Annotated in this window: 18 protein-coding genes; 3 read left to right on the top strand and 15 right to left on the bottom strand. The window is 61.4% G+C overall.

What is annotated here, in order from left to right; all coding sequences use genetic code 11:
- Positions 1 to 6: 6 nt before the first annotated feature.
- From AXG89_RS37945 to AXG89_RS37915, 7 genes are all read right to left on the bottom strand, one after another.
- Positions 7 to 1,296 (bottom strand): aromatic ring-hydroxylating oxygenase subunit alpha, encoded by a 1,290-nt coding sequence (locus tag AXG89_RS37945; RefSeq protein WP_075360267.1) that lies wholly within the window; start codon positions 1,294 to 1,296, stop codon positions 7 to 9.
- An 82-nt stretch (positions 1,297 to 1,378) separates the two neighbouring features.
- Entirely contained in the window at positions 1,379 to 2,200 is an 822-nt protein-coding gene (locus tag AXG89_RS37940; protein WP_075360266.1) for a nitrilase-related carbon-nitrogen hydrolase, read from the bottom strand.
- A gap of 16 nt (positions 2,201 to 2,216) precedes the next feature.
- The gene (locus tag AXG89_RS37935) at positions 2,217 to 3,131 is read right to left on the bottom strand and encodes a glycine betaine ABC transporter substrate-binding protein (RefSeq protein ID WP_075360265.1); all 915 of its coding nucleotides are present in this window, start codon (positions 3,129 to 3,131) and stop codon (positions 2,217 to 2,219) included.
- A 34-nt stretch (positions 3,132 to 3,165) separates the two neighbouring features.
- Positions 3,166 to 3,888, bottom strand: a complete 723-nt coding sequence (locus tag AXG89_RS37930; RefSeq protein WP_075360264.1) for an ABC transporter permease — start codon at positions 3,886 to 3,888, stop codon at positions 3,166 to 3,168.
- 2 nt (positions 3,889 to 3,890) lie between these two features.
- Positions 3,891 to 5,102 carry an ABC transporter ATP-binding protein gene (locus AXG89_RS37925; RefSeq protein WP_075360263.1) on the bottom strand — a complete coding sequence of 404 codons (1,212 nt, stop codon included), beginning with the start codon at positions 5,100 to 5,102 and terminating at the stop codon, positions 3,891 to 3,893.
- A complete protein-coding gene (locus AXG89_RS37920; protein WP_075360262.1) occupies positions 5,099 to 5,842 on the bottom strand; it encodes an ABC transporter permease in 744 nt (247 codons plus the stop codon). Before AXG89_RS37920 ends, AXG89_RS37925 begins: the two co-directional genes overlap by 4 nt.
- A 137-nt stretch (positions 5,843 to 5,979) precedes the next feature.
- Positions 5,980 to 6,957 (bottom strand): LysR family transcriptional regulator, encoded by a 978-nt coding sequence (locus AXG89_RS37915; RefSeq protein ID WP_075360378.1) that lies wholly within the window; start codon positions 6,955 to 6,957, stop codon positions 5,980 to 5,982.
- 180 nt (positions 6,958 to 7,137) lie between these two features.
- Here AXG89_RS37915 and AXG89_RS37910 point away from each other — a divergent pair, with 180 nt between their 5' ends.
- Positions 7,138 to 8,334 carry an NAD(P)/FAD-dependent oxidoreductase gene (locus tag AXG89_RS37910; RefSeq protein WP_075360261.1) on the top strand — a complete coding sequence of 399 codons (1,197 nt, stop codon included), beginning with the start codon at positions 7,138 to 7,140 and terminating at the stop codon, positions 8,332 to 8,334.
- A 50-nt stretch (positions 8,335 to 8,384) separates the two neighbouring features.
- Here the strand turns inward: AXG89_RS37910 and AXG89_RS37905 are convergent, their stop codons facing one another.
- The 3 genes from AXG89_RS37905 to AXG89_RS37895 form a co-directional block, all read right to left on the bottom strand.
- The gene (locus AXG89_RS37905) at positions 8,385 to 9,950 is read right to left on the bottom strand and encodes a methyl-accepting chemotaxis protein (protein WP_119024800.1); all 1,566 of its coding nucleotides are present in this window, start codon (positions 9,948 to 9,950) and stop codon (positions 8,385 to 8,387) included.
- A 123-nt stretch (positions 9,951 to 10,073) separates the two neighbouring features.
- On the bottom strand, positions 10,074 to 10,868 hold the full coding sequence (locus AXG89_RS37900) for a hypothetical protein (protein ID WP_075360259.1): 795 nt from the start codon (positions 10,866 to 10,868) through the stop codon (positions 10,074 to 10,076).
- A gap of 5 nt (positions 10,869 to 10,873) precedes the next feature.
- A complete protein-coding gene (locus AXG89_RS37895) occupies positions 10,874 to 13,138 on the bottom strand; it encodes an alpha/beta hydrolase domain-containing protein (RefSeq protein WP_075360377.1) in 2,265 nt (754 codons plus the stop codon).
- 294 nt (positions 13,139 to 13,432) lie between these two features.
- Between AXG89_RS37895 and AXG89_RS37890 the strand changes: the two genes are divergently transcribed.
- Positions 13,433 to 14,098, top strand: coding sequence for a GntR family transcriptional regulator (locus tag AXG89_RS37890; RefSeq protein WP_062002225.1), 666 nt, complete (start codon positions 13,433 to 13,435; stop codon positions 14,096 to 14,098).
- Between the two features lie 20 nt (positions 14,099 to 14,118).
- Here the strand turns inward: AXG89_RS37890 and hutG are convergent, their stop codons facing one another.
- From hutG to AXG89_RS37865, 5 genes are read right to left on the bottom strand one after another with little or no spacing between them, the layout of a single operon-like run.
- Positions 14,119 to 15,054, bottom strand: coding sequence for a formimidoylglutamase (gene hutG / locus AXG89_RS37885; protein ID WP_075360258.1), 936 nt, complete (start codon positions 15,052 to 15,054; stop codon positions 14,119 to 14,121).
- Positions 15,051 to 15,818, bottom strand: coding sequence for an amino acid ABC transporter ATP-binding protein (locus AXG89_RS37880; RefSeq protein ID WP_075360257.1), 768 nt, complete (start codon positions 15,816 to 15,818; stop codon positions 15,051 to 15,053). Before AXG89_RS37880 ends, hutG begins: the two co-directional genes overlap by 4 nt.
- Positions 15,815 to 16,483, bottom strand: a complete 669-nt coding sequence (locus AXG89_RS37875) for an amino acid ABC transporter permease (protein WP_062002228.1) — start codon at positions 16,481 to 16,483, stop codon at positions 15,815 to 15,817. The genes AXG89_RS37880 and AXG89_RS37875 overlap by 4 nt, the downstream gene beginning before the upstream one ends.
- A gap of 16 nt (positions 16,484 to 16,499) precedes the next feature.
- Entirely contained in the window at positions 16,500 to 17,255 is a 756-nt protein-coding gene (locus AXG89_RS37870; RefSeq protein WP_075360256.1) for a transporter substrate-binding domain-containing protein, read from the bottom strand.
- Between the two features lie 43 nt (positions 17,256 to 17,298).
- A complete protein-coding gene (locus tag AXG89_RS37865) occupies positions 17,299 to 18,048 on the bottom strand; it encodes an IclR family transcriptional regulator (RefSeq protein WP_075360255.1) in 750 nt (249 codons plus the stop codon).
- 190 nt (positions 18,049 to 18,238) lie between these two features.
- Here AXG89_RS37865 and AXG89_RS37860 point away from each other — a divergent pair, with 190 nt between their 5' ends.
- Entirely contained in the window at positions 18,239 to 18,538 is a 300-nt protein-coding gene (locus AXG89_RS37860) for a beta-xylosidase (protein WP_075360254.1), read from the top strand.
- The last annotated feature ends 14 nt before the right edge of the window (positions 18,539 to 18,552 follow it).

Below are 18,552 nucleotides of genomic sequence, written 5' to 3'. Positions count from 1 at the left end.
GGATCCTCAACCATGAGCATGCAACGTAAATGTGCGGCGCCCGGGTTCCGTCTTCTCCAGATACGCCGCCAGCTTGCCGGCGTACCAGTTGGTGAAATTGCGCAGCATAAATTCGGATGGCGCGTAGGGCCCTGGGACATAGGCCTTCGATGCGACGCCCAGATGGTTGTTGGCCGCAAGCCGCGCATCTTGCGCGTTGGTCGCGCGCCAGACGGACGTGAGCTTTTCAATGTCGTAATCGACACCTTCCACCGCGTCTTCGTGCACGAGCCACGTCGTGCGCAGCGCCGTCCGGTTCGCGGAAAGCGGCAGGATGCGAAAATGGATGATGTGATCGGCGAGAAAATGATTCCAGTTGTTCGGAACCCTGAACATCCGCACCGAACCGAGATCGGGGTCGGTCAGGTTCCCGAGCAGCTTCAGGCACGCTGGCGAACCGTCGGGCGTGAAAGACACCGCCCCGCGATGAAACGGCAGGCGGATGCAGCGAAATTCGTTGCCGCCATCGGCCGGCAGATGCACGAGGTCTTGCGCGTCCCAGTGCCGCGCCTGACTTTCCATCAGTCCTCGGAAGTAGGCGGAGCCGGCGGGATCATCGGGCAGTGCAAATTCAACGAGCGTGGCAAGCAGTTCAGGGTGATTGCCGCTGCAGTGATAACACTCGCGATTATTTTCGATGACGAGCTTCCAGTTCGCGTCTTCGATCAGTGTCTCGACGTGCGCGACTTTCGTGCGCTCGGGTGCATGCGGTGCGATATACGGCGCAACGGAGCGGCGAAACCGCGTGATATCCGGCGGTGTATCAGCAATGCACACGTACACCATGCCGCAGATCACTTCGACGTTTACCGGCGCGAGACCGTAGGCCTCACGATCGAAACCGGCGGGCATTTGCCGCGCGTGGAGCAACGCGCCATCGAGGTCGTACACCCATTGGTGATAAGGGCACACCAGCCGGTGAACATGGCCTTGCGACTCGCTGCAAATGCGCGACCCACGATGCCTGCACGTATTGAAGAATGCCTTGACCTCGCCATCCTGCGCACGCATGACAACAATAGATGTCTCGCCGATCTCCATCGTCAGGTAATCGCCCGGCGCGCGAATCTCCGCGACGTTGCACGCATAAAGCCATTCGTTGGAGAAGACCGCGTCGATGTCGAGATCGTGAAACGCAGGATCGATGTAGAACGGCCGCGCGAGACTGAAACCTTCTCGCCGTTCATCGAGCAGGGCCTGTAGCTGCACCGCATCCACCATCTCGTTCTCCGTCGTAGAGCGATTGAGTGAAACCATTTTCACCTGACGATTTCCCGCGTGTCCGCAGGGACGCGACCAACGTCAACACGAAAGCGACGTTTTGCGTCGGGTCATGCGATCAGCTCCGGTTTCTGGCGTTGGCGTCCCGCACGGTCGGCAAGGCAAAACGTGCGCGCCTGACATCGCCGTAATCCAGCGATGCAATCACCAGCTCCTCGCGCGGTTCTCGGCTTTCTGCCAGGATCTTGCCGTGGGGATCGAGAATGCGGGAGCCGCCCCAGAAATGCAGGTCGCCCTCGCGTCCCACCCGATTCGCCATCACGATCGGCAACCCATAAACGAGTGCGTAAAAGCGCAACACGGTATCCCATCCGCGTGGGTTGTCGAATTGATCGTCGACCGCTTCCAGCGCAGAACTGATCGGCGCGATACCGAGCGTCATGCCGGCGCATGCCGCGCCGTGGACCAGCGAAGGATTCCACCAGTCCGCGCAGATCGGCGTTGTGACCTGCCAGCGAGGGTCGCCGAGAGGAAACGAGCTCAATGTGCTGCCGGGCGCGTAGAACTTGCCGTCGTCGAGCTTGCCGTAGGTCGCAAGCCCGATCTTCCGATGCACATGCACCACGCGGCCATGTGCAAGCGTCGCCACGCTGTTATAGAACTGCGCACCGGGCGCTTCCTCGATAAAACCCACCACCGTATGCATCGGCCCGGATGCTTCGGCGAGCCGGCAAAGTACCGCGTGATCGGCGGGCATTGCGAGGCGCAGTGCATCGGCACCCGCGCCGTGACCGACCAGCGAGAGTTCGGGAAACACCAGCACGTTCACGTTCGCTGCGCGAGCCTCGGCCATCAGCAGCAGATGCCGCTCGACGTTGCCGGCAATATCGCCGGGAATGGTCTCGACCTGTGCGGCCGAGACGGTCAAGCCATCGTTCATGATCGCTCGCGTCCTCTTACATCAGCCCGGACGATTTGAGAAACTCGCTTGCGACATCATCGACAGACTTCTTCGATACATCCACTTCCGCATTGAGGCGCGCCATGGTCTTGTCATCGAGTTTCGCCGATATCGAATTGAGGATCGGGCCGAGCTTCGGGTTGGCATCGAGCGTGGCCTTCCGGATGACGGGCGTCAGCGCATAGGCTGGAAAGAAACCCTTGTCGTCGCGCAACGTGACGAAGTTGAAGGCGGGCACGCGGCCGTCAGTTGTGAACACCAGGGCTACCTGGACCTGCTTGTCTTTCAGCGCCTGGTAAGTGAGGCCTGAATCCATCCGCTTGATCTGCGCCGGCGAAAACGAAAAACCATACGCCTGTTGCAGCGGCTTCAAGCCATCAGGGCGCGCATAGAATTCCGAGTTGCACGCAAAGGTCAGGTCCTTGCCCGCACTCAGCGCCTTCGCAAGATCGCTTATGGTGGTAATGCCGAGCTTCGCGGCTTCGTCGCGGTTCATTGCGAGGCCATACGTATCATTCGCTTTCGAAGCATCGAGCCACACGATTCCCTTGGCGGCATCGAGTTGCTTCACGCGTGTGTATGTTTCTGCAGGCGTGAGGTGTTCGGTCACCTTGTTGTAGGTGATCAGCGAGGTTCCGGTGTATTCCCAGTACACGTCGATCTGCCCGCTCTCCTGCGCCTGACGCAACACCGTGCTGCCCATCCCGTCTTTCTTCACGACGTTGAAACCCTTCGCCTGCAGCAACGCCGTGGTGATCTGCGCGAGCAGCACTTGCTCGGTGAAGTTCTTTCCGCCGACGGTCACGGTCGCTGCATCAGCGGCGCGTGCGGGTTGAACCGCAAGCAGGCCTGCCGCAACACAAAGAGCGGGTAACAGCGCGAGGGCACGGGAAAGTAGCCGGATATGCATGGAAGATCCAGTGAGGTGAAGAGGAAGATAACGTTCAGCGTTGCGGATTCACGCCGCGCGGCACGAGCCGGTATTGCATCTGGGCCACGAGCATGTCTGTCAGGATCGCGAGCAGCGCGGTCGGCACGGCGCCGGCGAGCAGCATCGCGAAATCATTGAGGTCGATGCCCGTGAAGATCAGCTCGCCCAACCCGCCACCGCCGACGAGAAAAGCAAGCGGCGCCGTGCCGACCGTAATGGCGAGCGCGGTGCGCAGGCCGGCAAAGATAACGAACATGGCGTTGGGCATCTCGACGCGCCACAGGATCTGGCGCGGCGTCATGCCAATGCCGGTGGCGGCATCGATCAGTGTGGGAGGCACTGCGCGGATGCCCTCGTAGGTATTCATTGCGATGGGCAGCAAGGTCGCGACCCACAAGCCGAAGATCGCCGGTTTCGCGCCGATGCCCATCAGGCTCATCGCGAGCGCAAGCAGTGCGAGCTTGGGCACGGCCTGCCCCGCGTTGAGCGCGAGCATGACCACATGCGCCATGCGGCCGCGCGATGGACGGCTCAGCCAGATCCCCGCCGGCAGCGCGACCGCGATCGCCAGTGCGCCCGCGATCGCAACCATCAGCATTTGCTGACCGGCCTGATACAGCATGTCGTCCTTGTAAGGCGCGAGCTGCACGAACCAGTTTGCAGCGTGTGCTTGCGAGGCGAACAGCAAGGTCGCCGTACATGTGCCGAGACGCCGCGTGAATCCGCGTGAGCGCATGATCAGACGCCCTCCTCGGCGCGGCTGTTGACTTGCGGCACCGGATCGAGACCGCGCTCAGGCGCCACGGGCACATCCACCGCACCGGCGAACGCCGCGCCGCCGGCGCAGGATGCGCGCGCCATCTCGGCAATGCCCGCGTGCGTGACGTAACCGGCGAAGCGCCCCGCCTCGTCCACCACGGCAAACCACGACACGCCGTGCGCAAGCATCATCGACATGACCGAGCGCAGGTCGTCGTCGGCGCGAACGGTTGCGGGCAAGGACAACGCCATCGAGGCTTCCAGCCGTTCCGGCACCGCGTCCAGCCGCGACGCGGTGAAATAACCAGCGGGTTTGCCGTTGGTATCGATGAAAACTGCTTCTCCGTGCGGATGCAAAGCGAGCGCGGCACGCGCCGCACCCTTTGAGTCGCCCGGCCGCACGATCGCTTCGAGCGCAACCAGGGCAGCACCTGCCCGCAGCAGGCGCAGGCGCTTCAACGCACGGTCGGCGCCCACGAAGTCCGCGATGAACGGCGTCGCCGGACGCGCCAGCAATTCATCGGGACCGGCAAACTGTTCGAGCTTGCCATTGCGAAAGATGGCGACCTTGTCGGCCATCTTCATGGCTTCATCGATGTCATGGCTCACGAACACCACGGTCTTTTTCAAGCGCCTCTGGATCTTGCGGAATTCATCCTGAATCGAAGTCCGGTTGATCGGATCGATCGCGCCGAACGGCTCGTCCATCAACATCACCGGCGGGTCGGCCGCGAGCGCTCGCGCCACGCCGACGCGTTGTTGCTGGCCACCCGACAGGTCGCGCGGATAACAGCCGAGGTACATCGCCGGATCGAGCGCCACCAGTTCAAGCAGCTCCTCCGTGCGCCGGCGAATCTTGCGCTTGTCCCAGCCGAGCATCTGCGGCACGAGCCCGATGTTCTGCTCCACCGTCATGTTGGGAAACAGCCCGACTTGCTGGATCACGTAACCAATGCGCCGGCGCAACTCGACCACGTCGAAGCTCGACGTATCCTCGCCGCCGATCAGTATCCGGCCCGAAGTCGGCTGCACGAGCCGGTTGATCATCTTGAGCGTCGTGGTCTTGCCGCATCCGGACGGCCCGAGCAGCACGCATAACTCGCCCTCTTCGATGTCCATCGATACATCGTCGACAACTGCTTGCGCCTGACGTGATTCAAAGCGCTTCGTGAGATGTTGAAGGTTGATCATCGGCTCTCCGCGATCGTTGGGCGCTCGAGGCCGGACGCGCTGGCGCGCCGGTTGCGGCCGCCAAGGCGCGCTGACAGAAGCGGCAGGCGGGCCGTGCGCAGGCCGGCGGGCGTGAGGCGGCGCTGCACGAGCGCGAGTCCGAAGTCCGCCACGATGGCAAGGCCGCCGACAATCAACGCCCCGGCGATCAACTGGCGCGAATCCGATTGCGAAATGCCGCGGCTGATCAGCCGGCCGAGGCCGCCCGCGCCTATGTAAGTGGCGATCGCCGCAATCCCGATGTTGATTACGACCGCCATGCGGATGCCCGCCATGATGATCGGCATCGCGATCGGCATTTCGACTTTGAAGAGGCGCTGACGCGTGGTCATGCCCATGCCGTTCGCGGCTTCGCGCAACGCCGGATCGAGGTTGCGGATCGCGGCGTAGGTGTTGCGCACGATCGGCAATTGCGAATACAGGAAAAGTGCGATCACAGCGGGCAGGAAACCAATGCCTTGCCCGATCATCGACAACACCGGGATCAGCAGGCCGAACAGCGCCACCGATGGAATCGTCATCAGGATTGCGGCGACGTACAAGACCACCTTGGCGCTGCGTTCATGCGCGCTGATCGCGACGCCGAGCGGCACGCCCGTGAGGATGGCGCAGCCCACGCCGACCGCCACCAGTTCGAGATGCTCGACGAGCATGCGAAGAATCGACGGGCCGTTGTTCCAGATAAAAACGAGCGTTTCCAAACGGCCTCCGGTGTTTTCATCGACGATGAAGATGGGTCGGATTCGTGGCTACCGATGCACTGTAGCGACTCAAAAACCCGGGCAGCGCCACGTTTTCGACAACAACTGTCACCGGCGCGACGGGTAAGGGTTTTCCGTCATGGATTCGCCTGGCGGATTGCATCGTCCGGAAGACGCGGCAGCGCTTTGGAGAGCGCGGGCCGGATGTTGTGATCGAGCACCCGCCGGGTGAGCGCGATCAGCTCGCGGGCGAACTCGTCCCATTCACCTTCGCGATGCAGCAAGAAGAATCCGCGCCGCCCGAGTTCGCCTGGTGGCAGCGGCAGCACGGCAACCTCCGGCAGATAATGGCGCGCCTGCCAGAGGCACAACGGCGTGGAGATGGCAAAGCCCAGCCGCGCGGCGACGAGGCTCAGCAAGGGATCGGTGGCATCGAATTCATACCGGCGCGGACTTTCGATACCCAGGTGCCGTGCGAAGCGCTCCACTTGCTGGCCGATGACAGAATGCGCGGTGTACCGGATCAACGGCAACTCGCCGGCAAGCGTACGCCAGTCCAGGTCTGGCTGATCTTCCAGGTGACGACGCGCCACCACCGCCACGAAGGCCTCCGAGAACAGCGGCTTTTCCACGATGCGCGCGTCCGTCACGACCGTCTCCGTGCACACCGAGAGGTCGATTTCACGCTCATGGAGTTGGCGCGTGAGCCCTGGCGTCAGCCCGGACCACAATGCGATCTGCCGTGCGGAGCCCGACAACCCACGAATCAGTTCGGCGCCCACGGTGGCTGCAAACGAATCGACACAGCCGAGCCGGACCGGCAACTGGCCGCCATCGGCGGCATCGCCGAACGTGGCGGCGACACGCTGTGCATGCTCGAGCAGCGGCCCGGCGAGTTCGAGCAGCGTGCGGCCGGCCATGTTCGGGCGCGGCGGACGGCTGTCACGGTCGAAGAGACTCGCGCCATGCTCCCGCTCGAGCGCCGCCACGGCCTGGCTGACCGCACTCTGGCTCACGCCGAGCTGCCTTGCCGCCAATGTCATGGACCCGAGGTTGCAGACGGCGGCAAACGCCTGCAGCGCGCGCAGGTCGATTGGCAACTGACTTCGTCGGATCGGCATGATGGTTTCGGCTCATCGCAAGGATTGCAGCGTGCCGGGCGCGTTGCCGACTTCGACCGACATCAGAAACGCCACCCGTTAGCATCAATTTAACTTATACAAAAATGCGCCGGGGATTTGCTTCGTAACATCGTGCGCATTCCACATCCCACACTCCACATTCCATGGTTGACCATGAAACACTATGACTTCATCGTGATCGGCGCCGGTGTTATCGGCAGCTCGGTTGCGCATCATCTCGCGGCGCTTGGAGCGAAGAGCGTGCTGGTCATCGATCGCGGACTGATCGGCGAAGGCACGACTTCCCAATCGTCCGGGCTGCTGCGCACGCACTACTCCGTGCGGCAGAACGTGGAACTCGCGCGTTCGTCGTGGTGGGCGTTCAATAATTTCGCGGAGTATGTGGGCGACGAAGAAGCGTCGTGCGGACTCGTCAAGAGCGGCTACATGATCGTCTCGCCTGAGGGAGACAAGCTCGACGCGCTGCGGTCGTCGCTCGAGGCACAGCGCGAAATGGGTATCGAAGTGCGCATGCCGTCGCGAGAGGAAGCGCGCGAACTGATGCCGATTGCGCAATTCGATGACGCCGCGCTGATCGGCTACGAGCCGGAAGCGGGTTTCGCCGATGCATATCTGGTCGCGACCGCCTTTGCGCGCTCAGCGCGGCGGCACGGCGTGACAGTCAAGGAAGGCGTGAACGTCACCGGTTTGCTGCTTGATGAGCATGAAGGCCGCCGCGTCGTGGGCGTGAAGACCACTGCGGGCGATTTCGGTTGCGGCACGCTGATCAGCACGCAGAACATCTGGACCCCGGAACTGGAACGATGGACCGGCGTGACGCTGCCGGTCAAACCCGAGCGTCACACGGTGCTCGCGCTTGAATGCAACGAAGCGCCCTATACGTTCACGATGCCGGCCTTCAAGGATCTCGGCTCGCCCGGCATGCTGTATTACCGCAGTTATGGCGGCAAGCAGATGCTGGTGTCCGAAGGCGTGGTCGGGGAAACATTGAACTCGCCCGAAACCGAGCAGGGCGATGTCTCGCTCGATTACGTGGGCGAAGTGGGCGAGCAGGTCGCCGAACGCTTTCCGGCCTACGAGACCGCCGGACTCGCGTCATCATGGACCGGCGTGTACGACGTCACGCCTGACTGGAACCCGGTGCTCGGACCCATTGGCGATATAGAAGGACTGGTGGCCGGTTTCGGGTTTTCCGGCCACGGGTTCAAGTTATCTCCGGGTATCGGCAAGATCCTGGCGCAACATGCGCTCGGACTTCCCACCGATGTGTCTCTCGCGCCGTACGCACTCGAACGGTTCGCAAGCGGCGCGCTGCTGGTCGGGAAATATGGATCGGGCGCTGTGTCCTGAAGTGGTAGTGGTCACGCCCGGTAAAAGAGCCGGACGCTCGCAAAACGCACTCAGCTCACTCGGCTCTCATCGAGCGTGAACACGGCGACCGTCGATTTCAGATGCGCGGCCTGATCCGCCATCGCACTGGCAGCCGCAGCAGCTTGTTCAACGAGCGCCGCGTTTTGTTGCGTGACTCTGTCCATTTGCGCGACCGCGAGGTTGACCTGCTCGATACCCGTGCTCTGCTCGTTCGACGCAGCCGAGATCTCGCTCATCATGCTCGTCACGCGCTGAACGGAATGCATGACTTCAGCCATCGTCTCGCCGGCACGCTCGGCGATCTGCGCGCCGCTGTTGACACGCCCCGTCGAACTGTCGATCAGCTCCTTGATCTCCTTCGCCGACAACGCGCTGCGCTGCGCCAGTGAACGAACTTCGCCGGCCACCACGGCGAAACCCCGCCCTTCCTCGCCGGCACGCGCCGCTTCCACGGCCGCATTCAGTGCAAGAATATTCGTCTGGAACGCAATGCCCTCGATCACAGCGATGATGTCCATCATCCGCTTCGAACCCGCGGCGAGATCGCGCATGGTTTCGACTACGCCATCGACCAGTTCGCCCCCCTTCGCCGATACTTCCGATGCAGTGCGCGCAAGCCCGCTTGCCTGCTGCGCGTTTTCGGCATTCTGACGCACGGTCGACGTCAGCTCTTCCATGCTCGACGCCGTTTCCTGCAGCGACGCTGCCTGCTCTTCCGTGCGTTGTGAGAGGTCGGTATTGCCCTGCGCGATCTCACGCGAGGCAAGCAAGATCGATTCGCTCGATGTCCGGATTCCGCCAACTATGTCCGCCAGCTTGCCGCTCATGTTTGCGAGGCTATGAAGCATGCTGTCGTTGTCGCCCGGGCGAATCGACACGGTGCCGGCGAGATCGCCCGCCGCAATACGGTTTGCAACTTCGACTGCGTAGCCCGGCTCGCCGCCGAGCTGCGCTGCAAGACGCCGTGCGATCACGACCGCCAGGACGCCGCCTGTTGCGATCGAACCGAAGACCAGCGCGATCATGATCCAGCGCATCGATTCGAATTCGTCGGCTGAACGACGTTGCGCGTTTACAGCCAGTGCGCGTTTCTGGTCGCCGAGATTCATCATCGAGTCGCGTAGCCGTTCGCTTGCGTCGATCGCCTGGCGCACAAGCTCTGCGTGATCCATGCCGGCCGGCATGGGCCGCGCGCCGACTTCCATTTCTACGATGGATTCCCAATCGGCGGCACGCGCGGCGATTTGCTCGTAGAGCGCTTGACCGTCGTGCGTGGTGATCGTGGCGCGTGCCTGATCGAGCGCGCGGTGCATGTTCGCGAGCGACTCGCGAATTCCCGCTTTCAGTTTTTCACGGCCGGCGTTGTCCGCGAAACTCAGGTTGGCGGCCGCAAGGTCGGTGTTCAACTTGTTGCGCGTGGCCTCGCCGAGGTAATAGATACCGTCGAGATGCTGAGCGCCGATTTCGGAGGCAATGCCATGCATCTTGGCAAGCGCCACGATCCCAGTGCCTCCCAGGCACGCGCCGAACATGATCAAAAACGCAAACGACAGCAGCAGCTTGCTTAATACAGACAGCCGGTCAAACTGATTCATTTAGGCATCCTTGCGCGAATTTCCGCCGACGGATTCGACGAACGTGCTCGCTTAACGACGCCTGGTCAGCACTTCTTAAAAACGAATCCGCGGTATATGAAATTGAGCATGGTTTTGAATCGGTCAACGCTGGAAGTAGATTGCGACGTAGCCGGGATTGCCGTTCGTCGCACCACTAGAGGGAATGCCTTGCTCGACAAGAAGCGTTTGCCTCGTTGCATTCTGGTAAATCTTCAGATGAATCACCTGTGGATTGCCGGCTTGGCTTGCATCGAGATAACCGGCGTCCGAAAGCATCAATGCAGCTTGCGAGGCCGTGAACCCTTGATCGACGATGCTCACGGTGGTGGACGGATTACCGTTGAAGACGTTGTCGGTAAAGCTCCCGTCCGCAGCAACGATCAGCGTGGACGAAGGCGACGGACTGCCTTCCGCCTTTGCGCCGCAATTTTCCCAGCCATCGAACGTCGCGGCGTTAGATACCAGCGCGGTCCAGGTCGCAGCGGGCGTCGTCGATACCGTCCAGGTACCATCGAGAAGCACCGCGACGCTCTTGATGTTCACACCGGCATTGACGCCTGTCACGGTGCCGATGCTATTCGTTGGCGCCGAGACGCACGCTATCCCTGCGCCGGTCACGCCGCTTTGAAAGTGGCTGGATACGAGCGGGGAGTTGCCTGCCGCAAGCAACGGTGCCGCGACAGGACTCACGATCATCGCGTTCGCAGTCGTAGTCGCCGCAATGAACGACAACGACTGCGGCGCGACGCTGCCAAGCGTCAGGCTGTTTTGATACGCGGTCGCAACCGGTGAGACCGGGCCCGGTGCGGTCGATGGTGCATTGTCCGAGCCGCCTCCGCCGCAGGCGGTGAGCGTCACTATCGCCAATGCGAGCCATCCGGCCGCCGCGCATTTCATAGACTTCACGGCTGCGGCAACAACGTGGGTGAAACGCTCGCGGCGTTTGCGACAAAGACATTGTCGGCGTCCGCCTGCAACAAGTATCCCTTGCTCACGAGCGCATTGGCTGCTGCCGCCACAGCCGCCTGATACTTCGACCGGCTGGCGCCGTAAAGCGTTGCCAAGGTAGCGCGCGAATCCATGCCGCCCGCTTGCGCTGCAGCGTTCACGGCCAACGGAATTGCCGCGCCGTTCGAGATGCAGCCGTCGCCTATGGCATGCCCCGCTCCCCGATAATTCCATCCGGTATAAGTCGCAAGCGGAACGCTGACGTCGGGCACCAGGACGCCCGTTGTCTCGTTACCGTTGGCATCGACCTTCGGTACGAGGATGGTGTATTGCTGCGCGGTGTTGACCACCGGCACGGCGTTACTGTAGTCGGTCACGAAGAGCTGGTTATATTCACCGTTGAACGTCAGTTGCAATGCAACCGGCGTAGCCGCCGTCCCGCTCGGTACGCTCACGTTGGTGAGACTCGGGAAGCCGGTCGCGGTTTGCGTCGGCGCAACGAGGGTGCCCGATGCCACCGTCGGATACTGCGACGCAGGCGGCTCCGTGCCGTTGGCGACCCAGTTCACGAGAGCGGGAATCAGCGCCCGTTCGACCGGCGTTTCCTCGACCGGCGAGCCCGGCAACTGGCACTGGCTGCCCGCGGCTGGAATGACGAGGTTGCCCGTCGTCACGCCGTTACCACCGCCGTGCTGCGTGCCTGGGACAAGGTAATAACGAACGTTGGGAGGCAACTGGATGTCGTTGCCGCGCCCGTCGGTGACCACGAGCGAAGCGGCGCCGCCCCACCATTCGAACGCGCCATCGAGTTGCATGATCTTCGGGCAGGTATTGGTCTGCGTGCATTGCTTGAGCAGGCCATCCGTCATGCCGCTGACAGGATCCGTGAGCGTGGCGTAAGTGAACGGGAACTGGAAGCCCGGCATGAAGTGATCTTCGTGCTGCTTGGACCAGCGGCCGGGCTGCGCAAATGCAGCGTTGGTCCAGGTGCGCCGGGCAGCAGAAATGATCGGGAACATGCCGTCGAAGACAATCTTGCCATTCTTGTCGACGTTGAATCCCTGGTACAGGAAGTCCTTCATGAAGCGCCCGGACTGCGAAATGCCTTCGCCGATAGCGACATCGAAATTGGTACTTTGCGAGCACGAAGCGGTAGCGCACGGGGCCGTCTTCAGGTCGTTGAGCGGATTGGCCATGCCTTGGGCGTCGGTCGAGTTGTATCGGAGGAACGAGACAAGGTCGCGCAGCGCCGCAAAACCGATACCGTCCACCGTGGGTGCCGCCGCCTTGTAAACGAAGCTGTAGATCGTGCCGGCGTCCGGCGGAACACTCGTCCCGTTGGGTCCGGGAACGCTGGCCGGCGGTGTAAACGTCACCGAGTAGTTCCCTTCATAAACATTGTTCGGGGTGCTGGCATAGCTCCAGGTCGGCACCGAGACCGAGGGCGCCGTGTAGGTCTCCACACCGCCCGGAATACTGCCGTAAGCCGTCAGCCACGACTGGCGCGCGGAGAAGGTGACTGACGTCTTGTCGTTGAGATCGGCGGGAGCGTAAGTCAGCGGGATGGTCGTGGCAGGACCGCCGGCATAGTCCGGAATGAACTCTTCGCGGCTCAAGGCGGTCATCGGCGTGCCGTCCTTGTTGGTCGCGACAGGAAAGCTCGTACCGAGCAGGCCAGCGCCCGCAAGCGAACTGTTGCCTGTCAGCGGGACGTCGCCTTGCCATCCGCTCCACAAGATCGTGTAGCCGTTGCGCAGCAGCGATGGAAAGCTGGACGTGGGCGCAGCGCCCGTATCCAGAGCTCCGCCGCCTATGAACGACGCGTCGCCAATCTTGCTGCCGCGGTTGACGACGTCGTAGAACAGCACGCGCTTTGCCGTCGACGCACTTTGCGGGCGCAGGAGCACCACATCGGTTTCATAGGCCACGTAGCCGTCGGCACCGACCGGGGCGTTCTTGATGTTGACTATGCCCGCGTTGAGCGGGTTGTTCGGATCAAGCTCGCCGTGCACGACGGCAGTGATGACCTGGTAAGGTCCCGCCGCACCGGCAGGCGTGGCGCCTCCGAACGCCGGCGCAGTGGAGATGATCTGGAAACTGTTGATGAAGCCGGCGCCCTTGTCGGTGTTGCTTGAACCATTGTCGCTGTGTCCACATCCACTGATCAACAAGACGCCCGCACTCACACCCAGTAGTACACCTACTGACTTGACTATCATGATCAGTGTCTCCGACATGGCCAGCATTATTGGAAAAGACGGTGCAACGGATTGCTCACGAGAATGCCGCGCGCACGAAAACCGGAGAATGCAGAACCCGGGCAAGCGCGGGCCGTGATGAACCGAATGGACGACGGTAGGAAGTCCATTGAATACGATGAAAAAGCTTTGTAAGCTGTAGGTGACGTTTTAAAATATTTACGGAGCGTCTGTGTATTTATAAGCCACACCCCTGCATTCTCAACTATCGTTTACGCGTACCGTCTGCCCAACATGCAACCGTAAAGGTCGATCATGACGAACAAGCTCACTCGCGCGGACCAGCTAAGGGAATCGATTGAGGAAGACATTGCGACGGGCGCGCTGCCACCCGGAGCACCGCTCGATGAAGCTGAACTGACGGCTCGTTTCCAGGTGTCGCGGACTCCCGTGCGGGAAGCGCTGCTGCAGCTCGCGTCGGCGGGGATGGTCGAGATGCGGCCGCGGCACGGCGCGGTCGTGGCTAAGATCAGCTTGCATCGACTGATCGAGATGTTCGAGGTGATGGCAGAACTCGAAGCAATGTGCGGCCGGCTAGCGGCGCGGCGCATGAACGCAGCGCAGCTAGCCGAACTACGGTCGGCGCATCTTGCCTGCGAGCAGGCACGCGACTCGGATGACCCCGACGATTATTATCATTTGAACGAGCGCTTCCACTGCCTCATCTACCAGGGAAGTCACAACGGCTTCTTGCACGACCAGGCGAAAGCTCTTCACAAGCTGCTCAGGCCGTACAGGCGCTTGCAACTCAGAGTGAAGGGTCGCATGGGCGCTTCCTTCAGCGAACACGAGGCCGTAGTGGATGCCCTCGCGAAAGGCGACGGCGAAGCGGCCGCCGCCGCGTTGCGCGGACATATCGTGGTCCAGGGCGAACGGTTCGGAGACCTTATCGCTGCGCTTTCACAGGTCGATGCGGTTTGACTTTCGTCTTCCCGGATTGATCAAAGCAACCGGTAAGCCAGTCGCGCCGCCGCGCGCGCCGTCCGCTTGTCCTGGTCCAGCGACGGATTGTATTCGGCGATATCCGCCGCCCGCAGTTTGCCTGATGCACGGACCCGCTGCACCATAGCCTCGACCACCGACAACGGTACGCCCAACACTGCCGGCGCAGACACGCCAGGCGCCGTCGAACCCGGCAGCACGTCCAGATCGATGGTCAGATAGACGTCATCGGCCGCGCCGAGCAACTGTTCCAGTTGGCTCAGCCGTTGTGGCAGTTGCGATTCCTGCATGTCGATGTCGAGTACGTACTGCACGTCGAGTTGCCGCGCACGCTCGAATAATGCAGCGGTGTTGGCAAGATCACTGATGCCGAAGCATACATAGTTGAACGCCAGTCCCCGTGCGGCGCAGTCGCAGGCAATCTGATCGAACGGCGTCCCCGAATTGCCAGGCCGCGTCTGGCGGAGATCGAAGTGCGCGTCGAAGTTCACGATCACGAGCCGGCGCGCGCGCGTGTTGCCCAAGTGCGCTCGCAAACCGCTATAGGTGCCCCACGCCACCTCGTGGCCACCTCCCAAAACCAGCGGAGTGCCGCCGCACGCCAGCACCTTGTTCACCACGCGACCCAGTTCTGCCTGCGCGCCCTCCAGGTCGCCGTCGTCGCAAACTACATCGCCCGCATCGCATATTGTCTCGATCGCCTTCGCAGGCAAACCGGCCAGCCCTCGCCGCAATTCCTTTGGCGCGTGCGCGGCGCCAGTGCGCCCCTGGTTCCGCAGGACACCTTCATCCGAACCGAAGCCAATGATCACCGGTGTGTTTTTCGCCAGCGACTCGCCGCCGAAACGCGTGATCAGATTGAAGACTCGTCGCGTATCACCAGGTTCGTCGTCGATACGGCCAATCCATACTTTCTCGTCGAACGGAATGCTCATGCGCGTGACAACACCGCTTGTAAAAACGCACGAGTGCGGGGTTGCGACGGCGCCGAAAATATCTCCGAAGGCGGCCCCGCCTCGACGATCACCCCGCCGTCCATCACCACCACAGTGTCAGCAACTTCTTTCGCAAAGTTCATTTCGTGTGTGACGACCACCATGGTCATGCCTTCGCTGGCGAGCAGCTTCATGACCTGCAGCACCTCGCCGACGAGTTCGGGATCGAGCGCGGAAGTCGGTTCGTCGAACAGCATGACGCGCGGCTGCATGGCCAGTGCGCGGGCTATCGCGACACGCTGCTTCTGACCGCCCGAGAGACTAGCAGGCATCACGTGCGCCTTGTGTGCGAGACCGACCTTCTCAAGCAGCGCGAGCGCAGCCGCTTCGGCGTCAGCCTTGCTCGCGCCGCGCAGCATCCGGGTACCAACGGTAATGTTATGCAGTACCGACAGATGCGGAAACAGATTGAAAGACTGGAACACCATGCCAACTTCGGTACGCAATTCGTTAAGTGAATGCTCTTTCAGCATGACGCCCTGATCGACCAGACGATGACCACAGATATCGATGGTGCCACCTTCGGCTTGTTCCAGACCGTTACAGCAGCGCAGAAACGTACTTTTTCCCGAACCGCTGGGTCCGATGACAACGACCACTTGCTGCGGCTGAATGTCGAAGTCGATACCGTTGAGCACAACGTGCGAGCCAAACGATTTGGTCAGCCCGCGAATCTGAACGATAGGTTGGGACGTGTTGTTCATTGCACCATTCCTCCTGCGCGCAGCCGATGCTCGACCCGGTGAAGCGCGTAATTCGTCGCCTGCGTCAACACGAGATAAACCAGCGCAATGGCCAGATACACTTCGAGTGAACGGTACGACACACTAATGATCTTCTGTCCTTCGTGCATCAGATCGTCAATGGTCAGCAATGACACGAGCGCCGAATTCTTGATCAAGGCGATGAATTCATTACCCAGTGGCGGGATCATCCGCACAACCGCTTGGGGAAGAATGATTGCACGCATCGCCTGTCCCGAGGACATGCCGATTGACCGGGCTGCCTCCATTTGCCCGCGGTCGACCGACTGGATCGCCCCGCGCACGATCTCGGACACATAGGCTGCCGAATAAAGTCCGAGACCCAATACCCCGCACAAGAACGCCGGCAGCAGGATGTTGAATTGCGGCAAACCAAAAAACAGCAAGAACAGTTGCACGAGCAAGGGCGTGCCGCGGAAAAACGTCAGATAAGCGGTGCAGAAACCGTACACGATCCGGCGTTGCGGCGTGAGCCGCCCGATGCCGATGAGCAGCCCAAGCACGCAACTCAGCGCGAGCGCGGCTGCTGTCACTTCCACCGTCGTCACCGTCCCGTGCACGATGTCTGCCCAGCCGGCAATGACCGGCGAAAAATCGAGTTCCATGTCTATGACTCGCGGGTTATTGAGCAGCAGCGCCGAACCATTTCTTGACGATTGCCGCATAGGTGCCGTCCGCCTTGATCTTCCCCAGCGCGGCGTTGAATGCGGTCTTCAATTCCGGCTCGTCCTTGCGCACGGCAATACCGTATTCCTCGGTCGTCAACTGCTTGTCGAGCACCCGGAAGCCGGGGCGTGTCTTGGCCAGTTGCAATGCAGCCGGCTTGCCGGTTACTGCGCCGTCGGCCCGGCCAATGCCGACCAGATCGAACATTTCCTGGTTCTTTTCAACTTCGACACGCGTGATTTGCGGGTAGTTGTCACGCAGGAAGTTGACCGACTTCGTGCCGACTTGCACCGAGACTTTCTTGCCATTCAGGTCGGCCATCGTCTTGATCGGCGAAGTGCTCTTCACCAGCGCCACGAGTCCACCTGCATAGTATGGTTCGACGAAATCAACCACCTTGCTGCGTTCGTCAGTGATGTAGATGGCGGAGATGGCGGCATCGAAGCGATGTGCAATCAAACCCGGAATCAAGCCTTTGAAGTCGATGTCAGTCCATTCGACGCGTGTTCCCATCGTCTTGGCGAGCGCATTCATTACATCGATATCGAAACCGGCGCGTGCGCCGTCCTGGCTGAATTCCATTGGCGGGAACGTGGCATCCGTGGCGACCCGCAGCACAGCCGGAACTTGCGCTGAGGCGATGCCCGGCAGCGCCGCAAAAGTGGTGGCCAGCGTGAGGCACGTGAGGGCGAGCAATCGGTTTAGCTTCATTTGGAAACTCCTTCAAGGTTTGGACCAGCGTGGCTCTAGCGGATTAGTCGGTTTGCATGTGTTCGGAAATTGCGCGGGCGGATCGCAGCGTCGCGTCAATGAATTGCCTTTCGCGGCCGGCCGCGCGCGTGGACGGCGCCATCAGCGTGATTGACGCGCTGCTGCTGGCCGCACGCCCCGCGCGATGATAGATCGGCACGCTCACGCCCCACACGCCCGGATCGACCTCGCTGTCGCTGACGGCAAACCCCTGCGTGCGAATCTGCTCCAGTTCGGCTTCTATCGTGGCGCGGTCGGCAATGTCGTCGTGAAACATGCTGTCGAGGGCATCCGTGCGCGCTCGCTCGGGCATGAAGGCCAGCAATGATTTCGCCGATGCACCCGCCTTCAACGCCACGGCCCGGCCCTTTTCAAATGAGCACCGCAGCGAGTGCCGGCTGTCGATCATCTCAAGGCACATCACCTGGTTGTTCACCGCGACGACAAGGCCAATGCTCTCCTGTGAAAAGCGCGCGAGCTGCTGCATCTCGTTGCGGCTGGCCTCGACCAGCAGCGAATTGCCGTCGAAGCCGAGCGCGAGCTGCAGACTGATGGGACCGGGTGCGTAATACCCCGCATTCTCCGAGACGAACCCCCAGCGCTTGAGCAACGCAATCTGCCGGTACAGGGTGCTTTGCGCGAGTCCCGTCACCCCCAGCAAATCTTTGACGGACATTGCCTTCCCATGGCTGGCAAGCGCCGACAAAACCAGCAGAACGCGTTCTGCACCGGTGACGGTATTTTCCGTGTCCATAAGAGGTTGAAAGCGAAATGGCGACGGAATTCAGAATGCCAGATAATTCCCACGTTTCAAAAATACGATTCCCGTCCGATGGGAATTACACGGGAGGGTTTTCCCGAAAATCGGCGTTTTTCCAAGTAAACGGTCTCCCTCCCTCTCTCGAAGCCGCATACGAAGCGCACGCGCGAGCACTGGCGGAAGAATGTGGAGGATTATCCGATGCCAATATCGTGCGCCCTCGCATGAGCGAGCGGATGTCAGCACGTACAGCCTTGCGCAGATTTCGCAAGGAAACGGAAGCTCGTCACAGGATAACCGGACATCGGCGGCCGGAACCTCGCCTGACGCGTCCACATCCACCGTACACGAGTCGCTCAAGCCGCAATCGAAGGACGCTACCGGCAACGCGCGAGGCATGACTGCGGGCAAGCAACATAAGACCGAAGGCGCCGGCGGGTTTAACAATGGGTTGTACGGAACAGGCGCGGGGAGCAACAAGTAAACCGACGCCTAAGC

Origin of the sequence: Burkholderia sp. PAMC 26561 (assembly GCF_001557535.2) — a bacterium.
In the GTDB taxonomy this organism is placed as follows: Bacteria; Pseudomonadota; Gammaproteobacteria; order Burkholderiales; family Burkholderiaceae; genus Caballeronia.
This window is presented reverse-complemented; position numbering and strand designations above follow the sequence as displayed.